This window comes from Gammaproteobacteria bacterium, from assembly GCA_013001575.1.
Lineage (GTDB): Bacteria > Pseudomonadota > Gammaproteobacteria > Steroidobacterales > JABDMI01 > JABDMI01.
On the sequence record JABDMI010000090.1, the window covers coordinates 1 to 24164 of the forward strand.

Genomic DNA, 24164 nt, shown 5'->3' on the forward strand with positions numbered 1-24164 from the left:
TTTTTGATCAGGGTAAAACCACCTGTTGTTACGCCGAATCCGATAAAGCCTGGGTTCTGGATCCGGATGGTGTTTCCTGGGAAACATTTTTAACCGTGGGTGAGGCAACGACCTATAACGGTCAGTCCGTAGAAGATGTGGTTGAATCTAACACTGCCTGTTGTGCACCCAAGCTTGAAACAGTCGCATCGGGGTGTTGTTAAATTAACGATTATTACTCTTTGTTAAGCTGAGTTCCGGCTCGCATTAATATTACCGAACAAACTGCGAGTCACCATTTTCTGGTAAACCTCCAGCTCCTTCTCGTCCGCTCCACTTTGTTCCAGTTCGCGGATACGCATTAAGGCAAACTGTTGAATGGTTAACAGTGGCAACACAATTTGCTCACGCGCCCGAATAGAGCCTTTGTTAGCCGGTTCATTTTCCATCAGATCATCAAAGCCAGTAAGTTTGAGAATCAAACGCCTGGTTTCCTGATACTCGTTATGAATTAGCTCCCAAAACTTGCCATACTCGGGATCATCCCGCATATAGGCCGTAAGCCCGAAAAAGGACTTGGACAAACTCATCATCGAGTTCGAGATCAGCGCCCGGAAAAAAGCCGAGTTTTGATACAGAGATTGCACCTGTTCAAAGTCATCACGGTCTTCGTATTCTTTTAATGCATTACCGACACCAAAAAATCCTGGCACATTTTGCTTGAGTTGGCTCCAACTGCCAACGAACGGGATGGCACGCAAGTCCGAGAAATTCAACTCGCTGGAATTGCCTCGTTTGGACGGCCGGCTTCCGATATTGGTTTTGGCGTAGTACTTCAGGGTGCTCATGTATTCCAGATAAGCGATGAATTTAGGGTGTTGCTTGAAGTCTATATAAGCCTGATAACTGCTTTCCGCCAAGTTATTCATGGTGGCACGGTCTGCATCCGACAATTCGGTATCCGCTTTAGTGAACACAGCGTTATTGATTCCAGAGCTCAAGAGCTGTTCCAGGTTAAATTGGCAGGAATCCAAAGTGCCAAAGTTTGAGCTGATGGTTTGCCCCTGAATCGTCAGTTGCACTTCTTTGCTTTCGATGGTGGGACCTTGCGAAGCATAGAACTGGTGGGTGTTACCGCCACCGCGTGCCGGTGGACCACCACGCCCGTCAAAAAACGCCACATCGATAGCGTGATTTCGCGAAACTTTGGTAAGCGCTTCCTTGGCCTGATAAATTCCCCAGTTCGCCATTAAGTAGCCACCGTCTTTGGTGCCGTCGGAAAACCCGAGCATAATGGTTTGTTTGTTATTGCGACGATCCATGTGCACGGAATAAACCGGATGGGTATACAGCGTTTGCATAACGTTATGTGCGACTTTTAGATCCGGCACGGTTTCAAATAATGGAATAATGTCTACACTTGGCTGCTCCCAACCCGTCAATCGCAATAAGGCATACACATGCATAATGTCTTTGACCGAACCACAATTACTGATGATGTAACGATTACACGCCAGTTCGCCATTGCGTTGTTGAATTTTTTGCATGGCCTCGATCGAACCCAGGGTGCGCTGCGTGATGCCATCAAAATCTTTCGATTTCAGATTGGCTTTTACACTGGCCAGAATTTCAACTTGTTCTGCATCGGATAAATCCGCATAGTTTTCCGGGAACACGTTTAGATTATTGGCGCGGCAATATTCGACGATGGTGTCCATAACTTCCTGATGCTTGCGTGCATCCTGGCGGATGTCCAGACTGGCAAAATGAAAACCAAACAAGGTCACCTTATTAATCAAATCGTCCAATTCATCTAAAAACAAGGATTGATGCTTACTCACAAGTTTTTCACGGATCGTCAATAATTCCCCGAGCAGGTCTTCCTTCGTTACCGTTGAAGTCATGGCATTAAAAACCAGGTCGTTGATCATGCCTTCCACCTTTTTGACCGAGGTTTCCAGTCCGGCAAAGGTTAAACGGCGTTTGAGTTGTCTGAAATCACGTAAATAATTGCGCAATATCGACATACGAAGTTTTTCAGCGGTTTTTAAGGTGATCTCGGTGGTGACATAGGGATTGCCATCCCGATCACCGCCTGGCCAAAACCCGAGAGCGATGGTACGGAAGTATTTATCGGCCGTGTTCTCATCGTAGTTTTTTAAAATTGTTTTTCTTATATAGGAAAATATTGTGCCGGCGGCGTGATAAAAAACATTTTCCAAATACCAGATCAGGCTCACGGCTTCATCGAGTGGCGTGGGTTTTTCCTGTTTGAAAAACGGGGTTTTACCCAATTGAGCAAGAAGCTCTTTAATGGTGATAATGTCATCTTCGCGAATGGCTTCGGCGAGGTCGTTAATGATGCCGAGTACAGAACCGGGATAGAACTGGGTGGGATGGGCGGTTAATACAATGCGCGCACTAAAATCGTGCAAGGCTTTTTTTAACTCGGGTAAACGGTTTTTATCTTTGGCTTCTTCACGGATGTTTCTGATCGTGCCGCGACCGTCCATGTTGTTGACCACAGGGAAAGCGGCATCTTCGATCGCATCAAATAATACGACCTGGCGCTCGATGTATTGGATAAATCGAAATAACAAGTTCAGTTGTTCGTCAGTGGAATACTGATCCAGATACTGGGCAAAGAATTGTTCCACGATCTTCTCGGGATTGTTCTTTGCCGCATAACCCTTCTGGCAGAACTCCGTAAACAGGGGCAACAAAGCGCCGGTATTACTGACCTCGTCAAAAGGCAATGAAGTAAAGATCCCGTTATAGATCTGGTATTTGGACAACACGTTTTCTTCAAAACGCTCAAGTTTTGGCTTGGAAGACATTATTTTTCTGGTTCATTTGTTGAATAAGGAATTTACCAAAGAAGTGGCAAATTTCGACTGTGTATTATAGCCGCAAATGAAAACGAGATATTTATTACAAATGAAACTAAAAGGCCCGACTGATAATTAGTTTGTTATTTAACAAAAGATTATCTCAGCTAATCTAATTACACTTTCACTCTTACGCTCTCCGCTACCCTTTTCGCTTTCTCTCTTGCATCATCGATATTTTCAGCCAATGCCAAGCCAACACCCATCCTGCGTTTACCTTTCACTTCCGGTTTGCCGAAGATTCTGACTTCGGTGTCTTTGAGTTGTAATGCGTCATCAAGATCACAGTATTGGATGTCGGTGGAATCACCTTCCACCAGAATAACGTGTGAAGCCCCGTGACCAAGTAGTTTTATCTCTGGAATCGGTAAGCCCAAAATTGCTCGGGCATGTAAGGCGAACTCGGATAAATTCTGGGTTATGAGAGTAACCATTCCGGTATCGTGGGGTCGCGGTGACAACTCGCTAAAGTAAACGATGTCATCGCCATCTGCATTTACTTTAATAAATAACTCGACCCCGAATAACCCGGCTCCATCACTGCCTGCGAGATTATTCACCACCATACTCGCCATTTTCTGGGCTTCTTCCAGGGCATGTTCACTCATGGCCTGGGGTTGCCAGGATTCCCGATAGTCGCCGTCTACTTGACGGTGTCCGACCGGGGCACAAAAACTGATGCCGTCTTTGTGTTTGACTGTGAGCAAGGTGATCTCGTAATCAAAATCGATAAAACCTTCCACAATAATGCGTCCGCCACCGGCTCGACCCCCCGCTTGCGAATATTCCCAGGCGGAATCGATGTCACGACTGTCGCGAATGGTGCTTTGCCCTTTCCCCGACGAACTCATTACCGGCTTGATTACACAAGGTAGTCCGATCGCATCGATCGCAGCCAGGTATTCCTCTTGAGTTTCAGCAAAACGATAGGGCGAAGTGAGTAATTGCAATTCTCCGGCGATCAGTTTACGAATACCTTCTCTATCCATGGTGAGCCTTGCAGCACGGGCCGTTGGTATCACTTTGTGCCCTTCTTTTTCCAATTCAATCAAGGTGTCAGTGGCAATCGCCTCGATCTCGGGCACGATGAAATTTGGCTCTTCTTTTTCAATGATCTCGCGTAAGGCGTCACCGTCCAGCATGTCAATCACATACGAGCGTTGTGCAAACTGCATGGCCGGTGCATTGGCGTAACGATCGACGGCGATCACCATTACGCCGTATCGCATAGCCTCCAATGCCACCTCACGCCCGAGCTCACCCGAACCAAGTAATAGCAGGCGAGTGGCATTTTCAGTAAATGGTGTGCCAATAGTGGTCATTTTTTGCCCTCAATTAAATCCGTGTTTTCACTAGTATAGTAAATTCCGTGAGCGCGAGCTATTTGTATAATCTGTGGCAATTATTACCATGCTTTGATCCTCACCATAAAAGCTCATTAAGTTAATGTTTTCTTACTGTTTTCAAGGCCTAGCCATGTTAGCATTCGTGTTTATAATTTTTACTTTCTGAAACAGGAGTGCATCATGGAGTCGATCAACAATTCCCGACCCCTTCTTTCTCTGGCCAAACCCTGTCTGGCTACACTGATCGCCTGCAGCCTTTTCATGACGGCATGTGGCAAACAAGAAAACGATGAAGCTGCAAAAGAAGCCTTTTCATCGACTTATCAAGCTCTGGAATCGGCACCCGTCTTTATCCAGAACGCCACAATCCTGCTGGGCAATGGCGAAAAACTCAATGAAGCCAACATATTGTTAAAAGACGGCAAGATTGAAGCCGTGGGCAAGCGAGTTAAATCTGTGAAAGGAGCCATCGAGATTGATGCCACCGGTAAATATGTCACCCCGGGTGTGATCGACACGCATTCGCATCTTGGTGTATACCCCTCGCCCGGCACACGCTCACACAGAGACGGCAACGAGGCGGTTGCCCCCGTCACTGCCGATGTCTGGGCCGAACACAGCGTGTGGCCGCAGGACCCCGGCTTCATCACTGCATTGGCTGGTGGTGTGACCAGTATGCAAATTTTGCCGGGTTCCGCCAATCTGTTTGGTGGTCGCTCGGTCACAGTTAAAAACGTTCCCGCGCATACCTATCAAGCGATGAAATTCCCGGGCGCACCACACGGTCTAAAAATGGCCTGCGGCGAAAACCCCAAACGCGTGTATGGCGACAAAGGCGGTCCACAGACACGCATGGGAAATGTGGCCGGTTACCGCAGAGCCTGGATCGATGCAGCCGATTATCTTAAAAAATCTGAAGCCGCAGCCGAAGGCAGCGAGCCACCCAAGCGTGACTTGAAACTGGAAACCCTGGCGGGCGTACTCAAAGGCGAGATTCTGGTGCATAACCATTGTTATCGCGCCGATGAGATGGCCACCATGCTGGACTTGGCCAAAGAGTTTGATTACAAGGTTACCTCTTTTCACCATGCAATTGAAGCTTATAAAATTGGTGACCTCTTAGCTGCAAACGATACCTGTGCTTCGATGTGGGCCGATTGGTGGGGCTTTAAAATGGAAGCCTTTGACATGGTGCGTGAAAATATTCCGATGGTGGAAGCCGCCGGCGCCTGTGCCATTGTGCATTCTGATTCAGGCAAAGGCATTCAGCGCTTGCATCAGGAAGCCGCCAAAGCCATGGCCAGCGGACAACGGGTCGGGCTGGACTATGACGAAGCCACTGCCATTAGCTGGATCACCCAAAACCCGGCCAAGGCCTTGGGGATTCTTGAACACACCGGTACCCTGGAAGAAGGCAAAATGGCCGACGTAGTTTTGTGGAGCGACTCGCCCTTTAGTGTGTACACCCACGCCGAAAAAGTTTTTGTGGACGGAGCATTGATCTACGACCGCTTCGATGAATCAAAACAACCCGTGACTGATTTCAGTTTAGGCGTTTTGAATTTTGGCGCGGAGTAAGGAGAACATTATGAATAATATTTCGATTAAAAATCCAATTAGAGTTTTTCTTGCCGGTTTCTTAATTGTTCTAAGTGGAGCATTGAATGCCGAGTTAATTGCCATCAAAGGCGCCACTATTTACACCCAGAACGATCAGGGCATATTGAAAAATGCGACTTTGATTATTGAGGATGGCGAGATCACAGCCATGGGCAAAGGTGCCCGAATCCCGGGTTCTGCAACTATTATCGAGGCCGATGGAAAAATTGTAACCCCGGGTTTGATCGATCCCTATTCCTATTTAGGACTGGAAGAGATCTCCCTGGAAGCCAACACAGTTGATAAGCGCACTGAAAATAAAAAACATGGTGCTGGATTCGATGTCACTTCAGCGGTCAATCCGTATTCCACCGTGATCATGACCAATCGGATTGAAGGAATCACTCACGCAATTGCTGCACCGAGTAATGGTCATTCTGTGTTCGCCGGTCAAGCTGCAGCCATTCATCTAGGCAGCGCCAAAGACGCGGAAACCGTGATCAAACCCCGCGTCGCGATGTTTGCCTCAGTCACTGGCTGGACAGCGACCCTGGCCGGCGGCTCGCGTGCCTCGGCAATGCTGGATATACGTGAAGCCTTACTCGACGCCCAGGCGTATGCTGATAACCAGGCCGACTACGACAAAGCCGCCATGCGTGAACTGTCCGGCAGCCGACTTGATATGCAAGCGCTGCAAGCGGTTTTAAATGCTGACATACCACTTATAGTAAACGTTAGTAGAGCCAGTGAAATTCGTCAGGCCCTGAAACTGGTCAAGGATTTTGGTGTGCGTCTGATTCTGGCGGGCGCTCAAGAAGCCTGGATGCTGGCCGATGAGATCGCCGCTGCTGATGCAGCGGTGATACTTGATCCGCTGGCTAACCTTCCGTCCAGTTTTGAATCTCTGGGTTCACGTCTGGACAATGCCGCCTTGTTACACAAGGCCGGTGTCTCGATCCTGATCGGCGATGGCGACTCTCACAATTCGCGCAATCAAAAACAATTAGCCGGTAATGCGGTGGCCAATGGTTTACCAATGACGGCTGCACTGGACGCGATCAGTAAAAACGTCGCCAATGCGTATGGCCTGGACGGCTTGGGTGAACTTAACGTCGGTGATAAAGCCAGTCTGGTCTTGTGGGATGGTGACCCACTAGAAGTTACCACCTACGCGGATGTCGTGTTTATAGAAGGTCAGAATATCGCCATGCAAAGTCGTTCAACCTTGTTACGAGACCGATATTTACAAAAAAGTGATTTACCGCGTGCATTTGTAAAGCCACAATAACGGCTGCACTATATTAGTTTCCTTAAACACTACATGTCAGATAATACTAGCCGTCACGGCAATTCTCTTAGCTTTATTGAAATCACCGCGTTGATTCTTTTCAGCGCGGTGATGTTATTTTTAATTTCTCAGGTTTTTATACAAGCCTATAATTACCAGAATAACGACGAAGATATTTCAACTTCAAGAACAATGCTCGAGCGGGCGATTGGTACTGGTGAAAATGATGGTTCTTCTGAAGAAATATCTACCCATTCCACGCAACCTGATGCGAAAAGTAATCTAACTGATGCAAATTCTGAACCGGATGATTCTACAGAAAACGCCTTGGAGCAAACTCCAGCATCGCAGATCTCGAATTCTCGATCATCAAGTCAAAATACCAAGCCTATTGTTACGCCTGCTCTACGAAGTGCAGAGATTGAAGCCAGGCAAAAAGCACTCGATGAACTTTGTATGAGCATTCATGCAAAACTCGGATCTGTAGATTTGCAAGAATGCATGTCGGCAAATTTAAATCACAGCGGAGCTGTAAGTAACCAAAACAGGCCATTGGCCTTCCGTGATTTTTACACTGCTGGCAAAAGAGAGAAAACCCGTATTATGTTAATAGGCGGAATTCATGGTGATGAATTCAGTGGCGTAAGTATTGCCTTTAAATGGCTGCATAAACTTGCCAAGACCTATGCTGCCAATAATGAAAATAGTGAAAATGCATCCGCCAATGACTTTCATTGGCGTGTAATTCCGGTACTTAATCCTGACGGTTTATTACAACCTGATGGCCAATCCACTCGAATGAACGCCAATGCCGTTGATCTGAACCGGAATTTTCCAACTCCCGACTGGGACGAATTGGCGCACAAATTCTGGAAAGAAAAACGCTATAGTGATAAACGACGCTATCCGGGGCCGGCGTCGGGCAGCGAAAACGAAACTCAGTGGATCGTAAGTCAATTTGATGAATTCAAGCCGCATGCGGTCATTTCCATACATGCACCCTACGGCATTGTGGATGCTGATGGTCCGATAGAGCCACCACCCAATGTAGGTCCATTGCAATTAAAGTTACTGGGCACCTATCCGGGCTCTATGGGTCGCTATGTTGGCGTGTATAAAAATCTGTCCATGCTAACCGTCGAATTAAAACATGCGGGTATTATGCCAAGTGAAAAGGATATTGACCACATTTGGACAGATATTCTCGACTGGATTGACAATAAGGTCGTGGCTGCTGCAAATGCCGGACAAGACCCTTCATTACAAGCCATTCGCCATGAGATCAATGGCTCTGTCAAAGAACAAGTTTTTGATAAAAAAGCTGGCGATTAGATTTGATTTTATAGAATCAAGCCCGATGATGCTAATGTGCTTGTAAAGTTCAGGGTCTGATCCAATCGATCACATAGTCATCCAGATCCTCATCCGCAATACCTGCTTCGGAAATGCAACGACCCCGCACCGATATACCGGCTTCATGCACGCTTTCTTTGCGCCCGGTTCTTAACGGGTGCCAGCGCGGAATATCGCGACCCTCGGCTAGACGTCGGTAAGCGCAGGTTTTTGGTAACCAGCTGGCATCTTGCTCAAGCATTTGCGGGGTAACTTTAATACAATCGGGCACCAATTCTTGGCGTTTTGAATATTGGGTACAGCGACACAGCTCGGTATCTAAATAACGGCATGCAACTGAAGTGTAAAATGTTTTATTTAATTCTAGGTTCAGTAATTTATGCAAACAGCAGCGTCCACAACCATCGCATAAAGACTCCCACTCGGTGGAAGAGAATTCATGCAAGTTCTTATTTTTCCAAAATGCTTTTTGCTTGTTTGGCATATTTTATTAGGGTTTTTTCCAAATTTATGCCCCTTTGATATATAGTACCCAGATGATTTTTCGCGCCTGGTAATAATACTGTACGTCATAAATTGAGCGTGATAGGCAAACCATGCCACTATTGTTAATAAAAATCAATTAGCTGGCCTTATTAAGGAGCAATTTGTGGAAAAGATCTGGCTTGAACAATACCCCGAAGGAATACCACACGAGGTAGACCTTAACGAATTCAGTTCATTAAAAGACATTATCGAAAAAAGTTGTGCCAAATTTCATGCTAACAAAGCATTTACCAACTTTGGCAAATCTATTACCTATGGCGAGCTGGAAGAGCAAAGCCGGCACTTTGCGGCCTTTTTGCAGAAAGTTGTTGGCTTGAAAAAAGGTGACCGCGTCGCCCTCATGATGCCAAATTTGTTGCAATATCCAATTGCCTGTTTCGGCGTATTACGCGCTGGTGGTGTAGTCGTCAATGTCAATCCACTTTATACGCCACGAGAATTGGAACACCAATTGAAAGACTCAGGTGCCAAGACCATCCTGATCCTGGAAAATTTTGCCCATGTATTACAAGAGGTGATTGCCAATGCCGACGTATCAAAAGTAATTACCACCCAGATTGGTGATGCTTTACCCGGGCTAAAGGGTAAATTGATGAGTTTTGCGGTTAAGTACATCAAAAAAATGGTGCCCACCTGGAGTCTGCCTGGGTCAACCACATACAAAAAAGCCATGACTGAAGGAAAATGGCAAGAAATGGATGAGGTCGCACTCAGTCTTGAGGATACTGCATTTTTGCAATACACCGGCGGCACAACCGGGGTTTCAAAAGGGGCACAACTCACGCATGGCAATATGGTGGCTAACTTGCAACAAGCCTCGGCCTGGATCAGCACCAAAACCAAAGAGGGTGACGAGGCAATTATCACTGCCTTGCCTTTGTATCACATCTTTTCGCTCACGGCGAACTGTCTGGTGTTCATGAAGCTGGGCGCGGAAAACATATTAATCACTAATCCTCGTGATTTTGACGGATTTGTTAAAACCCTGGCGAACACTCGCTTTACCGCAATCACCGGAGTGAATACCTTGTTCAACGCGCTATTGCACACCCCCGGGTTTAGAGATATTGATTTCAGTGCCTTACGCTTGACTCTTGGTGGAGGTATGGCCGTACAAAAAGCCGTCGCGGAAGACTGGCAAAACACAACCGGGGTCGCGCTTCTGGAAGCCTATGGCTTAACCGAAACCTCACCGGCAGCCAGTATGAACCCGATGAATAATCTGGGCTTTAATGGCTCGATTGGTCTGCCAATCTCCTCCACCGAGTTCAGTATTCGTAATGAAGCCGGAGAAGAACTGCCCATAGGCGAGACCGGCGAGATCTGCATCAAAGGCCCACAAGTCATGAAAGGTTACTGGAACCGACCCGATGCAACAGCGGAAACATTTTTCCCGGAAGGCTGGTTACGTACCGGTGACATAGGGCATTGTGATGACAAGGGATATTTTTATATCTCGGATCGAAAAAAAGATATGATCCTGACTTCAGGCTTTAATGTTTATCCGAATGAAGTGGAAGGAGTTGCAGTAACCCACCCAAATATTGTCGAAGCAGCTGCCGTAGGTGTGCCGCATCCACGTTCGGGCGAAGTGGTCAAATTGTTTGTCGTTAGCGACAATCCTGCATTGACAGAAAAAGAAGTCATTGAGTTTTGCCGCGAAAACATGACAGCGTATAAAGTGCCCAAACATGTGGAATTCAGAGATGAATTGCCCAAATCCAATGTTGGCAAGATCTTACGAAGGCACCTACGCGACGAAGCTCAAAGTTAACATTAAAAGCCGACATCAATGTCGGCTTTTTTATTGATATGTACGATCCGGCTTCTTCCAGCAAGTATTATCAATACACATTGATTTCAATTGCCTGGAAGCCACACTCTGTCACAGTTCACACAATAAACACAAAATAGACAAACAGCAATCATAAGCCGTACACATAGCGCAGGCAAAGTAGAACCTGAACTTATCTCCACAGGGAATACGTCATGCGACTATCCAATAAAAAATTCAGATCCTACTTTTATTTTTATTTAATCTTGTCTACTTTACTGGTTTGCTTAATTACACAGACCGTATACGCAACCGATCATTCAGATCAAACTGTCAAAACCAAAAACAATCATGCAATGCTTAACGGCGTGGGGACCGGCACATTGTTGATGCGCAATAACAAGCAGGACAGCTATCAAGTGGCTACCCTGCATAGCACACAAGCTAAGGTCAGTATTAGTGGGCCCATCGCTACTACAGAAATTAGCCAGAGCTTTAATAATACTGGTCTGGATTTTGCCGAAAGCATCTATGTATTTCCTCTAGCAGAGAATTCCGCTGTGAAGGCCATGGAAATACACATCGGCGAGCGCAGTATTGTTGGCAAGATCATGGAAAAAAAACATGCCAAGCGCATTTATGTGCAAGCCAAGCGCCAGGGAAAACGTGCCGCATTGCTTGAGCAATCCAGGCCTAACCTGTTCACAACCTCAGTGGCAAACATTCCAGCAGGAGAAACTGTAACGGTCATTTTGCGCTTCAACCAGACACTCATTTTGCAATCTGATGAAACCAGCCAGGTTAAGCACTATGAATATCGCCTGCCCACAACCCTGACTCCCCGCTACCAACCCATTGAGCAAAGATTGAAAAATGATAATAGAGCAACGGAAAACACTGTTGAGCCTGATTCAACTGCAAACCATGAAATAAAAAATTTGGAGCAGGCTATTTTCCCGCCACAAGTTAAACAAGCTGGTGAAAGAGTGATAAATCCTATAAATATACAAGTTGAAATGCATGAAATGAATTTTGATGATGAAGTCCGAAGCCTGTATCAAAAAATCGATCAGGAAACAGTTGACCGGGTGCGACACCTGTCTTTCACCAAACACAGCGTGTCAATGGACCAGGACTTTGTGCTGCGCTGGACACTGAATGAAAACACAGAGAATCGTGCCCAGTTCTTTACTGAAACTATTGAAGGTGAAGAATATGGTTTACTGGTCCTGAGTCCGCCTGAACCCGGACAAAAGACACAATCACTTCCGCGAGAAGTTATTTTTATAATCGACAGTTCCGGCTCAATGGGCGGTGCCTCCATGCAGCAAGCCAAACAAAGTTTAATATTTGCACTCGATAATATCGCTCCTCATGAGCGTTTCAATATTATTGATTTTGACTCCAGCTATACGAATCTATTTACACAGCCAAAAGAAGCAAGTCAAGATAATATACGGCTTGCAAAAAACTTTGTTCGCAAGTTGAGTGCGGGCGGCGGAACGGAAATGGCAAGGGCCTTACGCTCTGCCTTGGAAATGAAAGCTGATGGAAATTTTTTAAAACAAATTGTGTTTATTACCGATGGCGCCGTCAGTAATGAACAACAGTTATTAACCCTATTACACGAGAAGCTGGGTAACTCGCGCCTATTCACTGTCGGAATCGGGTCCGCACCAAATTCGTATTTTATGCGTAAAGCCGCTGATTTTGGCCGGGGCAGCTTTACATACATTGGTTCATTACATGACGTACAACCACAAATGTCGGAACTCTTCGCCAAAATTGGTTCACCTTTACTGCAAAATATTGAACTGGAATTTCCGACTGGAATTGATATTGAACAATGGCCTCAACAAATACCGGATCTTTATGCCGGTGAAGCACTGATCGTACCGGTCAAATTTAATCATCGGCCAAGCTGGGTGACGGTCAAAGGCCTCAATAACAGCATCTGGGTCAGCACATTAACTCTCGACTCCAGTAAACAGCATCCCGGTGTATCCAGTCTCTGGGCGCGTAAAAAAATTGAATCACTCATGGACGAAATGGTGCGAGGCCAGAGCGAAGAAAGTATAAAGCCACAAATTATTGATGTGGCCTTAGGACATCATTTGCTAAGTAAATTCACAAGCTTTGTGGCCGTGGATGAAAGCACCGTACGCAAGCAAGATCAAAAGTTGGCATCTGAAAAACTGGCAAATTTACAACCCAAGGGTCATCGTTATCCGGGCACTGCCAGTGGTTTGAATTTATGGTATTTGTTCGTCTTACTAAGTTTGTCCTTTGCTGTCATAGTGCGCTATAGACATATTTATGTAGTTAGTTGGATAAAGCGATGAACCTAAGTAATATTGCGATTATCGGTTTGTTACTGGTGAGTATGTTTTGCACCGTACAGATCATAAAAATTCAGGCCAAAGCGCGCATCGCACAATACCTGATTGCCGAGGCCTGGCAACAGAGTCTGAATAATCAACAACTAAAAAAGCCCTGGTCATGGGCAGATACATGGCCAGTACTCAGGCTGGAATTCGCCAGTGGTAAAAAACAGTTTGTGCTACACGGCATGCACGGGCAGTCACTGGCATTTGGTCCTGCCCACATGAATGCCAGCGCCATGCCCGGTGAAGGAAAAGAGATCGTAATTGCGGCTCATCGTGACACACATTTTTCAGAATTGAAAAATCTGGTTTTGGGTGAAGAGATCAAGGTCCAGGATACACACAGACATGAGTACACTTACAGAGTTACCACTGCACGTATTGTGGATTCCAACAAGCAAAGCCTGGAACTGGACTCAACTCAAGAAGTCCTGCGATTGATCACCTGTTATCCATTTGATGCCGTAAACCCCAATGGGCCCCTTCGCTACGAAATCATTGCAATTCCAACACATTCAGAACTGGAGCAGGCGAATGCCGATTTTAAACATCCTGATTGGCAGTCGAGGCTATAATAATGCCATGCAAAAAATACTTATCATTGAAGACGAACCCGGTATTGCCGATAATCTGGTGTATGCGCTTAAAACCGAGCAATTCAATGTTCACTGGGAACGGCTTGCTGAAGACGGGTATTCCAAATTAACTGATTGGGCGCCTGACCTGGTCATCCTGGATGTGGGTTTGCCGGATACCAATGGCTTTGAATTATGCAAACGCATTCGCAAAACCTCACAAGTGCCAATCATTTTTCTCACGGCACGCACCGAAGAAGTTGATCGCATTGTGGGTTTGGAGATTGGCGGCGACGATTATGTGACAAAACCATTCAGCCCGCGTGAGGTGGTTGCCCGGGTTAAAGTGATTTTGCGTCGCACTTCTACAGCTCAAAATTCCGGCCAAGACGCAATGGAAAAAGGCTTTTTAGTTGAAGAAGAGAAAGCCCGGATCAGTTATCAAAATAAATTACTGGAATTGACCCGGTACGAATATCTGTTATTGAAAACCCTGCTCTCACAACCAGAGCGAGTCTTCAGTCGGGCGCAATTGATGGACAAGGTCTGGACAGAACCCACGGGCAGCTTTGAGCGCTCGGTTGATACCCACATTAAAACCTTACGTGCCAAGCTTCGCGATGTGGATGAGAATTTGAATCCGATCAAGACCCACCGCGGTCTGGGCTATAGCTGCACTCTCGAATAAACACACTTCGACAATAATGAAACTCAGTGTACGAATCTTTCTGGCCTACTTTTTATTGGTGGCTATTGGTGCATATTGGCTACTCAATAGCGTGGTAGATGAGTTACAACCGAGCATGAGCCAGTCGGCGGAACATGCATTGGTGGATACTGCCAACTTACTCGCCGAAGTTGTTGCACGTGATCTGGATAATGGTGCCCTGACCACGGTGGCTTTTTCCAATGCCCTGCAGCGTTACAGGGCGCGTGAACTGAATGCCGAAATATATTTGCACGATAAAAAAAGTCCCGACTTCCAGGTCTATATCACAGACAACGCCGGGAAAGTGGTTTTCCACACCAATCCCGAAGAACTCGGCAAAGATTACAGTAACTGGCGAGACGTAGCTCGCACCTTACGCGGAGAATATGGCGCAAGAACCTCACGTTCTGACATTGACGACCCACTCAGTACCGTAATGTACGTTGCCGCACCGATCAAATGGGGGTCGGAAATTCATGGGGTGTTAACGGTTGGAAAACCCAATGTCAGTTTTCAACCAGTTATTGAGTTGAATAAAAACAAGATCTGGCGACAAGGCGTGATTTTGCTTGTCTTGGGATTAATCCTAGGACTGGTCACGGCATTTATTCTGACCCGCTCGATTCGCAAGTTGATTCAGTATGTTGAAGCCGTACGTAAAGGTGAGAGAGTAAAAGCTCCGGTGTTGCGTGAAAAAGGCCTGGACACGCTCGCCACAGCGGTAGAAGCCATGCGAGAAGAACTTGAAGGTAAGTCTTATGTAGAAAATTACATCCATACGCTTACCCATGAAATGAAAAGCCCGCTTGCGACAATTCAGGGAGCTTCAGAGCTGTTGCAAGAAGAAAACATGGACAGTATCCAGCAACAACGTTTTTTGGGCAACATACAACACGAAACCGATCGCCTGCGTCAATTTATTGATCGACTGTTGAAGCTTGCTTCGGTTGAAAAACGCCAATTTTTGGAAAGCGTAGAGCCCATCAACCTACAACAACTGATAGCTACGGAGATTGAATCAAAAACTTCATTACTTCAGGCTAAAGATCTGAATATCAATTTTTCACCGCTCAGTAAGAACGTAGCGGTCCATGGTGAACGCTTTCTTTTACAACAGGCTCTCAGTAATCTTTTGGATAATGCCATCGATTTTGCCAGTTCAGAAACCTGTATTCAACTCAGAATGACGATCAACAAAGATTTATTAAGTGTACAAATAGAAAATATTGGTGAAACTATTCCCGACTACGCAAAACCACGATTGTTTGAACGTTTTTATTCTTTACCAAGAAAAGATGGGAAAAAAAGTACCGGTCTGGGCCTCAGTTTTGTCAAGGAAGTCGCCTCCCTGCATGGCGGATCCATTGATTTAAAAAATTCCGGTAAAGGGGTTGTTGCAACCTTTACTTTACCCTGCCATTAATTTGCCAGCTTACAGATCATCGATTGTCTGTTGAATCACAGAATTCATTTCACTCACCACGATACGTGCTGCCTGGGCAAAATCGGTTTCCTTGCTTGCATAAAGCACTCCGCGTGAAGAACTGATGATCAGCCCGGCTTGTTGGCTGTTCAATCCATGCCGTAGAGTACCTTCGAGATCACCGCCTTGAGCACCGATCCCGGGCACCAAGATTGGCATGTCGCCGATGATCTTGCGAATCTTGCCCAATTGTTCGGGCCAGGTAGCACCAACCACCAAAGCGCAATTGTTATTCTGGTTCCAGTTGTTGGCAATCGTAGTGGCGACTTGTTCGTATAAAGGAATACCTCCTACATCCAGATCCTGGAATTCCCGTGCACTTGGGTTAGAAGTCCGACATAAGAGAATAACCCCTTTATCGGCATAATCGGTAAAGGGTTTTACGCCATCGATGCCCAAATACGGATTCACAGTCACGGCATCCGCCTGATAGCGTTCAAAGGCCTCACGTGCATAGCGTTCGGCGGTTGATCCGATATCACCGCGCTTGGCATCCAGGATGACCGGCACGTCCGGATACTCGCTGTGAATATAATCGATGATATCTTTAAGTTGATCTTCGGCAGAAAGCGATGCGAAATGTGCTATCTGTGGCTTGTAGGCACAAACCAGGTCCGCCGTGGCATCGACAATTGCCCGACTAAACGCAAAAATGGCATCGGGACCATCTCCGATAATTTCCGGAAAGCGTACCGGATCGGGGTCCAGACCAACACACACCAGGGTCTTGTGTTCATGCCAACGTATCTCTAGTTTTTGAATAAAGCTCATAGTATTCTTCTTTCTTTAATGTTGCTGCAGTGCTCACATCAGGTGGGTCGTCGCGGTATATAGTAGCAGACCGACCAAGCCTCCAACCAGGGTTCCATTAATTCGTATAAATTGCAGATCCCGACCGACTTGCAGTTCGACCCGCTGGCTGGTCACTTGCGGGTCCCAGGATTGAATGGTTTCGGTAATAACTTCGCTTATCTCGTCGCGGTATTGTTTAAGCAAATGCATGCCGGCGTTTTGTAGCCATTCATCCAATTGCGTACTTAGCGTCGGGTTTTCCAGCAAAGCCACCCCAAATGCCTGGACTCCGGATTCTATTTTTATGCGTAATTCGGAATTTTCATTATCCACCTCGGATAACAGATATTGACTTACCGATGACCACATATCAGTCATATAACCCTGCACGGCTGGGTGCTCAAGTAATTCGTTCTTGATCTCCTCGCCGCGTGCGATCAGATCCGGATCTTCTTTGAGACGTTCGATAAACTCCTGCATGCCTTCCGTGAATTTGTTGCGAGCCTCGTGCGTATCATCACTACCGATCTTGAGGATCGTTTGTTCGATCTCGATGGTGAGCTTGTCGTAGATCTCGCGATCCACGAATGATGGTAACCACCATGGACTTTGATTATCGATCTTGTTGCGTATTTTGTGTTTATTGGCTTGTAAATGTTGCCATGCACTGCGTAAGGCCAAGTCCATAATGTTCTGATGGCGATTATGGATGGTTAACAATTCAAGAACCCTGGCCAAAATCGGTGCAGCTTTGATATCTTGTATGCTCTGGCGTAAATGTTCGCGGGCAAAATCGCGAATCGCCTCATTATCAAGCGCCTCAAAGATCCAGTGCATAAAAACTTTTGAGTCCTGGGTTATACGATTGGCATTTTGCCCTTGCTGCATCCAGTTTCCAATACGTCTGGAAAAATGCACTTGCAGCATACGAGGCTCCAGCACTTCGGCAACCAGAAAATTCTGTTTTACAAAATCGGCTAGCGATGCACCAATCTCATTCTTTCTTTTAGGAATAATTGCGGTATGAGGTATAGGAATTCCGAGCGGATGCTTGAATAAGGCAGTGACTGCAAACCAGTCGGCAATGGCGCCGATCATGGCCGCCTCGGAAAAGGCCCTGACATAACTCAACCATGGCCACTCGGCTCTATAATAATGGGTTAATACAAATATTACAGCCATCAGGAGTAACAAACCGGTAGCCACAAATTTCATGCGCCGTAAGCGCTGGGCTTGTTGCTCCTCGTTAAAGCCTGGATTCATTATCTGGTTTTTTTATGTAACTCACTGCTGTAAGCATGCACAGTATCCACTAGCAGTTTTACTTGTTCCGGATCAATGCCCGGGTGTATGCCATGCCCTAAATTAAACACATGCCCGGTCGCCGATTCATCAACAGAATAAAAATCGTCCAAGACTTTTTTGGCAGCGGTTTGTAAGTTCTCTGGACTGCCATATAAAGCGCATGGATCCAGATTACCCTGGATTGCCACCTGCCCGGCAAGTGACTTTTTGGCCTGCGCAATTGAGTAAGTCCAATCCAGTCCGACAGCATCCGGTCGTGAAACCGGGTCAACATCAATCATCGTATCCAGCCAATGTCCGCCGTTTTTTGTGAACAAAATAAGCGGGATTTTTTGTCCGGCATATTCCTTGTGCAAACCCGCGATGATCTTATGCATGTAATACAAAGAGAATTCTTGGTAATCTGCGGGACTCAATACCCCGCCCCAAGAGTCAAATATTTGTAAAACTTGTGCGCCGGCCTCAATCTGGGCATTTAAATAATCAATACAGGCATCTGCCAACACATCAAGCAAGGCATGCATGGCGAGCGGGTCTTGATAACGCAGCCCCTTGACCCGTGAAAAATTTTTACTGGGTCCGCCTTCCACCATATAGCAGGCCAATGTCCATGGACTGCCACTAAAGCCAATCAATGGCACACTTCCATCCAGTGCTTTTCTAATGGTGCTGACCGCATTTGGCACATAGGCCAAATCTGAACCCATATCGGGAACATTCAGCTTCTTAATTGAAGCTAGATCACGCACAGGTGTTTTGAAACGTGGCCCTTCTCCGGTCACAAAATACAAGCCCAGTCCCATGGCATCCGGGATAGTCAAAATATCCGAGAACAAGATTGCCGCATCAAGATCGAAACGTCTTAATGGTTGTAAAGTAACTTCACAAGCCAGCTCGGGATTTGTACACACTGACATAAAATCGCCAGCCTCTGCCCGCAACTTACGGTACTCGGGCAAATAGCGACCAGCTTGTCGCATGATCCAGACAGGAGTTTTATCAACAGCTTGTTTTAGCAAGGCCCGGATCAAACGATCATTTTTCAGAGGTGAAGACTGCATGAATAGTTTTTTTAAATTAAATTTAGGTCTATTTTACACCGCCAGACCCGTTCCTGCCGATACATACCAGATTTGATGTCTTTATTGAGTAGCAAGTCTGTCGAATTCTTGTTGGGCAAAACGATCGGTCATACCGGCAATATAGTCGGCAATGGCACGTGCCTTTTGTTCGTCCGGAGCACCGGATGTTGAATAGGTTGCTTTATGTAAATGCTCTTTAGGCAGTAATTCAGGATCACTGAAATAGGCTCGAAATAAAGTAGCGATAATATTTTCTGCCTTTTGATTCATGGCGGCGATCTTGGGATGACGATAGAAATTTTTAAACAAATACTTTTTTAAAGCCAAATGTTTTTTCAGCATGCCTTCGCTTAAGGCAATCAACTTTTCCGGGTGTTTGCGTACTGCATATATATCTTCTGGTGCGGCTACACTTATTCTTTCAGTCGAGGTTTTGATCAGATCGCTTACAACGGAATTAATCATTCGTCGAATTATTTCATTATGCAATAAACTGCCATTCAAGCCTGGATACAACTCGAGAACCTTTTCGCATTGTTCGGCAAATAACTCGGTTTCACACAGACCTTCGACATGTAAAATTTCTGCACGCAAGCCATCATCCACATCATGATTGTTATAGGCGATGGCATCGGCGATATCCGCGATCTGTGCTTCCAGACATGCTTGTTCACGACGCAGGAAGCGCTGTCCTAGCTCCCCAAGCTGTTTGGCGTTACGTCTGGAACAATGCTTCAAAATGCCTTCCCGGGTCTCGAACATCAAATTCAGGCCCTTGAATGAGGCATATCGCTGTTCAAGTTCATCCACGGTACGCAGGGATTGAAAATTATGCTCAAACCCGCCGTAATCGCGCATGCATGTATTCAATGCGTCCTGGCCTGCGTGGCCGAAGGGAGTGTGTCCGAGATCATGAGCCAGACAAATCGCTTCCGTGAGTGCCTCATTCAGATTTAAGGCCAAAGCAATACTGCGACCGATTTGTGCGACTTCGAGAGAGTGGGTTAAACGTGTGCGATACATGTCCCCTTCAAAATTCACAAAAACCTGGGTTTTGTACATCAGGCGTCGAAAAGCATTGGCATGAATGATGCGATCACGATCCCGTTGATAAGGGTTTCTGTGTGCGTCCTGGGGTTCTGCGTGTACACGTCCAAGCGATTTATCCGCACTAGCGGCGTAAGGAGCAAGAAAATTTGTAGACGGCAATTCTTTGCTCATCAAGCGCTTTGCCGATGAGTCGTGTTTTGTTCTTTATACTGGCTAAGTATCTTTTTTAATTGCACATTGGATACAGACTCATCGATATAGGCTTCACCCAATGCTTTTAATAATATGAATCGCTGCGTATCCGAGGTATTCTTTTTATCGCCTTTAGTCAGGCTAATGAAATTTTGTATATTGAATTCATTCCACGCAGTGGGCAAACCTAAACTACTGATTATGCGTTTAACGCGACTAAGCTCCGATTGCTTAAGATGACCAAGCTCTGAAGATAAATCTGCCGCCATGCACATGCCGATTGCTACCGCCTCACCATGTTTAAATCCGGAATATTCCTGCAAGGCCTCAATTGCATGACCAAAGGTATGGCCAAAATTTAACAACATCCTTAAGCCATGATCTTGCTCGTCTTTTTCTACAATCTCGGCCTTGATTGCAATACATCGTTGTACTATTTTGCTCAAGACAGCAAGATCTCTCATGCGAATTGAGTCACAGTTTTGTTCCAGTAGTTCAAGTAAATCAATGTCGTAAATTAGTCCGTATTTAACGACTTCCGCAAGGCCGGAAATATACTCTCTCTCGGGCAAGGTCTTCAGAAAGCGTAAATTACACAAAACGCCAAAGGGTTGATAAATAGAGCCAATCAGGTTTTTGCCTTGCGGCATGTTGATTCCCGTTTTGCCACCAATCGAGGAATCAACCATGGCCAACAGACTTGTTGGTATGTGAACTAATCGCATTCCACGCATGAACGTTGCTGCAACAAATCCAGTAAGATCCCCTACCACGCCTCCACCAAGCCCCACAAGTGTAGTGTCACGTTTCACGCCAAGTGCCAATAACTCATTCAATAGCCATTGATAATGATCAAATGACTTGGAGCTCTCAGAAGCGGGTACCACCAACCAGGCCGCCGGATTCAAAAGTGGTTCAATTTTTTCACGGTATACTTTGTCCAAATTTTCGTCGGTTACAACAACGAGGGGTTCGGCAGCCAACTTTGCCAAGGCCTGATCATCTTCAAACTCGCAATTTATGACTGTCGCATTGTATTTACGACTCTTTGTGGAAACCGAAATATTGGTTTGAGAAGAATCTGGTTTTTTCGTATTCACTTTTTCCATTGCATTTAAAATACTTTCAACAACTTTAGGTACTTTTTGACCATCAGTTTGGATCACCAGATCAGCGACATCGCGATATAGAAATTCTCTCTCCTGCATCAGACGTGCCAATATTTTTTTAGGATCATCAGATCTCAATAGTGGGCGATTGTCTTTCTTTTTGGTGCGCCTTGCTTGTTGGGCGACTGAGGCATGCAGATAAATTACATAGCCAGACTCAGCTATGATCTTGCGATTTTCCGGCTTGACGACAGAACCGCCACCTGTTGATATTAAAACATTGGATTTACTACACAGCTGGCCAATAACTTCGGTTTCACGTTTGCGAAATCCTTCCTCGCCTTCCTTTTCGAAAATATAACTGATATCGACGCCTGTACGAGCGACAATATTGTGATCAGTATCGTGAAATTGACGACTAAGTCTGGATGCGAGCAGTTTGCCTACGGCTGATTTGCCCGCACCCATTGGCCCAACAAGAATAATGTTCGAATTGTCGGGCATACAGCACTTTAATCTAATCTGAAGTGATTAATTGCCTAATCACTCTGTGATTTGTTTAGAGGTCTAATTCTTTATCATTCATAATCTTTGGCGAGATAAAGATCAGCATTTCAGATTTATTTGTATCCTTTGATTTGGTTCTGAACAATCCGCCTAGCACTGGTAGATCACCTAAGACCGGTACTTTGGTGGAACCCTCACGTGCTTCAGTTTCATAAATACCACCTAGCACTGCTGTTTCACCGTTTTTGATCCTTACTTCTGTGATTAACTCACGTGTGTCAATACTAGGTATAAAGCCACCATTCGACCCTGGAACCAATTCACCGATAGAGTCCTGGGAAATTTCCAGATCCATGATGATGTAATCATCGGGCGTAATTAATGGTGTGACCTTCATACTCAGCACGGCTTCTTTAAACTGTGTGGTCGTGGCACCACCGCCGCCACCCGCTGAATTTTGAAACGGGATTTCTACACCTTGCAGAATCGATGCTTCTTTTTGATTGGTTGCAGTAACTCGTGGGCTGGAAATAATTTCTCCGCGCCCTTCGGCCTGTAAGGCAGAAAGCTCCAGATCAACCAAATAGCTGCCATTTAAAATGGCAACCCCAATGCTGCCCGCCGGAGATGCTACTGGCAAATTGACATTCAAACGGTCAGCGGCATATTCAAATGATCCGTCATCCGGGTTAATTGAATTAATGGTTTCAACCGCTGCATTATTCGTTCCGGCAACAGAAATTAATCCGTCTGGACTGTTATCAGAAAGGGACGAGAAGCCGGCTCTCACACCAAGCTCTCGACTGAAATCGGTATTGGCAACTACCACACGTGACTCAATAAGCACTTGAGTGACTGGAATATCCAAAACTTCGATCAACTCTCGAATTTCTTCAAGCTTATCCGAAGTGTCATATATCAATAAGGTATTGGTACGCTCGTCAACCGTTGCGGAACCACGTGAAGATAAGAATGATGTCGAATCTTCGCCGCTGCCGCTTCCTTCTTCGAGCAAGGCTTTTATGTCAGCGGCTTTGGCATAATTTATTTGTACTATATCAGAGCGTAATGGTGCTAACTGCTCCAGGTCCTTAATGGCTTGAAGCTTTTGTTGTTCCTGAGCAGACAATTCTGCCGCCGGGGCAACCAGGATCACATTGTCCTTGGTGCGTTTATCCAGACCTTTGGTCTGTAATACGATATCGAGCGCCTGGTCCCAAGGGACGTTTTGCAGGCGAAGTGTTACATTGCCGGTAACGCTGTCACTAACCACCAGATTAAAATCACCATTACTGGCAAGAACTTGCAATACGGCACGCACATCAATACTTTGGAAATTCAAGTTTATCGGTGTGCCGGTATATTCACGCTCTTCAAGTAATTGTAATTCGGTTGGGACTTTAATTTTTTCTCGAATTTCGATAGTAAATACATTCTCTGACTGATAAACCAACTGGTCGTAATCGCCTTTAGCCGAAATCAGCATACGGGTATTTCCATCGCGGGTAATACTGTCAACTGTAGTGACAGGCGTACCAAAGTCTATGACGTCCATACGCTGTTGCAGACGTGGAGGTAATCCAGCCCCTTGGAATGTTGCAACAATTTTCCCGGCCTCTTCGGATATGTCGACTTTTGTTGAGGCATCGGCAAGATTCACAACAATACGACCTGCCCCGTCTTCACCCCGTCGGAAGTCGATGTCATTAATACTGCCAGAGTTTGCGGAATAGCCACTTGAATAACTTACAGGATCTGGCGATGTTGTTTGATTATTCGACTGTGCGGGAGCAGGACTACTTACCACTGCTTCAGAATTGAATGCCGGACTGTAATTGGTATTTGCTCCTCCACCGAGAGTCAAAATTACATCGTTTCCTTCTGTTCGGGTTTTATACGGTTGCATTGAATCGAGATTCAATACTATTCGGGTGCGGCCATTTGCCTCAGCTGCAAGTATAGAATTCAATACACCAACATCGACAGATTTACGTTTTTTCACATTGCCCAGCGTAGTATCCGGCAGGTCAAGTGCAATCCTTGCTGGCGAGTCAATGGTAAAACTCAACGGTTGCGGTGCGGCACTGTCAAGTTGAAACCTGACTTCTACTGTATTGTTACTCATGTCCACAACACTGACATTTTGTAACTGCCCAGCTGAAAGCGGCATGGAAAATATTACCGCAAGTGAAAGTGCTGGTAA

The 24164-nt window shown here is 45.9% G+C and carries 18 protein-coding genes; 9 read left to right on the plus strand and 9 right to left on the minus strand.

Going from position 1 to position 24164, the window contains the following annotated elements:
• On the plus strand, positions 1 to 203 hold a 203-nt coding region (locus HKN88_07565; protein ID NNC97916.1), incomplete at its 5' end, for a glyoxalase/bleomycin resistance/dioxygenase family protein.
• A gap of 21 nt (positions 204 to 224) precedes the next feature.
• Here the strand turns inward: HKN88_07565 and HKN88_07570 are convergent.
• Positions 225 to 2816, minus strand: coding sequence for a phosphoenolpyruvate carboxylase (locus HKN88_07570; GenBank protein NNC97917.1), 2592 nt, complete (start codon positions 2814 to 2816; stop codon positions 225 to 227).
• Positions 2817 to 2983: 167 nt separating this feature from the next.
• Positions 2984 to 4189, minus strand: a complete 1206-nt coding sequence (gene purT / locus HKN88_07575) for a formate-dependent phosphoribosylglycinamide formyltransferase (protein ID NNC97918.1) — start codon at positions 4187 to 4189, stop codon at positions 2984 to 2986.
• Positions 4190 to 4393: 204 nt separating this feature from the next.
• Between purT and HKN88_07580 the strand changes: the two genes are divergently transcribed.
• The 3 genes from HKN88_07580 to HKN88_07590 are packed head-to-tail and all read left to right on the plus strand — an operon-like array spanning position 4394 to position 8432.
• A complete protein-coding gene (locus HKN88_07580) occupies positions 4394 to 5791 on the plus strand; it encodes an amidohydrolase (protein NNC97919.1) in 1398 nt (465 codons plus the stop codon).
• Between the two features lie 10 nt (positions 5792 to 5801).
• Complete coding sequence (locus tag HKN88_07585) at positions 5802 to 7100, plus strand: amidohydrolase family protein (protein ID NNC97920.1); 1299 nt, start codon at positions 5802 to 5804, stop codon at positions 7098 to 7100.
• Positions 7101 to 7133: 33 nt separating this feature from the next.
• The gene (locus HKN88_07590; GenBank protein ID NNC97921.1) at positions 7134 to 8432 is read left to right on the plus strand and encodes a DUF2817 domain-containing protein; all 1299 of its coding nucleotides are present in this window, start codon (positions 7134 to 7136) and stop codon (positions 8430 to 8432) included.
• A gap of 49 nt (positions 8433 to 8481) precedes the next feature.
• Here HKN88_07590 and HKN88_07595 read toward each other — a convergent pair whose 3' ends face one another.
• Positions 8482 to 8937, minus strand: a complete 456-nt coding sequence (locus tag HKN88_07595; protein NNC97922.1) for a YcgN family cysteine cluster protein — start codon at positions 8935 to 8937, stop codon at positions 8482 to 8484.
• Positions 8938 to 9102: 165 nt separating this feature from the next.
• On the opposite strand from HKN88_07595, the gene HKN88_07600 reads away from it, so the two are divergent.
• The 5 genes from HKN88_07600 to creC all read left to right on the plus strand — a co-directional run bounded on the left by HKN88_07600 (position 9103) and on the right by creC (position 15864).
• Positions 9103 to 10773, plus strand: a complete 1671-nt coding sequence (locus tag HKN88_07600; GenBank protein NNC97923.1) for an AMP-binding protein — start codon at positions 9103 to 9105, stop codon at positions 10771 to 10773.
• Positions 10774 to 11129: 356 nt separating this feature from the next.
• Positions 11130 to 13115: a marine proteobacterial sortase target protein gene (locus tag HKN88_07605; GenBank protein NNC97924.1), complete on the plus strand. Its 1986-nt coding sequence runs from the start codon at positions 11130 to 11132 to the stop codon at positions 13113 to 13115.
• Positions 13112 to 13732 (plus strand): class GN sortase, encoded by a 621-nt coding sequence (locus HKN88_07610; protein NNC97925.1) that lies wholly within the window; start codon positions 13112 to 13114, stop codon positions 13730 to 13732. The genes HKN88_07605 and HKN88_07610 overlap by 4 nt, the downstream gene beginning before the upstream one ends.
• A 7-nt stretch (positions 13733 to 13739) precedes the next feature.
• Positions 13740 to 14420 carry a two-component system response regulator CreB gene (gene creB / locus HKN88_07615; protein ID NNC97926.1) on the plus strand — a complete coding sequence of 227 codons (681 nt, stop codon included), beginning with the start codon at positions 13740 to 13742 and terminating at the stop codon, positions 14418 to 14420.
• A gap of 16 nt (positions 14421 to 14436) precedes the next feature.
• The gene (gene creC, locus HKN88_07620) at positions 14437 to 15864 is read left to right on the plus strand and encodes a two-component system sensor histidine kinase CreC (protein NNC97927.1); all 1428 of its coding nucleotides are present in this window, start codon (positions 14437 to 14439) and stop codon (positions 15862 to 15864) included.
• Between the two features lie 9 nt (positions 15865 to 15873).
• Here the strand turns inward: creC and pyrF are convergent, their stop codons facing one another.
• The 6 genes from pyrF to HKN88_07650 form a co-directional block, all read right to left on the minus strand.
• A complete protein-coding gene (gene pyrF / locus HKN88_07625; protein NNC97928.1) occupies positions 15874 to 16695 on the minus strand; it encodes an orotidine-5'-phosphate decarboxylase in 822 nt (273 codons plus the stop codon).
• A gap of 33 nt (positions 16696 to 16728) precedes the next feature.
• Entirely contained in the window at positions 16729 to 17979 is a 1251-nt protein-coding gene (locus HKN88_07630) for a DUF445 domain-containing protein (protein ID NNC97929.1), read from the minus strand.
• Entirely contained in the window at positions 17979 to 19082 is a 1104-nt protein-coding gene (locus HKN88_07635) for a uroporphyrinogen decarboxylase (protein ID NNC97930.1), read from the minus strand. The genes HKN88_07630 and HKN88_07635 overlap by 1 nt, the downstream gene beginning before the upstream one ends.
• 81 nt (positions 19083 to 19163) lie before the next feature.
• Positions 19164 to 20324 (minus strand): deoxyguanosinetriphosphate triphosphohydrolase, encoded by a 1161-nt coding sequence (locus HKN88_07640; GenBank protein ID NNC97931.1) that lies wholly within the window; start codon positions 20322 to 20324, stop codon positions 19164 to 19166.
• Positions 20324 to 21958 (minus strand): 3-dehydroquinate synthase, encoded by a 1635-nt coding sequence (gene aroB / locus HKN88_07645; GenBank protein ID NNC97932.1) that lies wholly within the window; start codon positions 21956 to 21958, stop codon positions 20324 to 20326. The genes HKN88_07640 and aroB overlap by 1 nt, the downstream gene beginning before the upstream one ends.
• A gap of 55 nt (positions 21959 to 22013) precedes the next feature.
• On the minus strand, positions 22014 to 24131 hold the full coding sequence (locus tag HKN88_07650) for a type IV pilus secretin PilQ (GenBank protein NNC97933.1): 2118 nt from the start codon (positions 24129 to 24131) through the stop codon (positions 22014 to 22016).
• Positions 24132 to 24164: the final 33 nt, after the last annotated feature.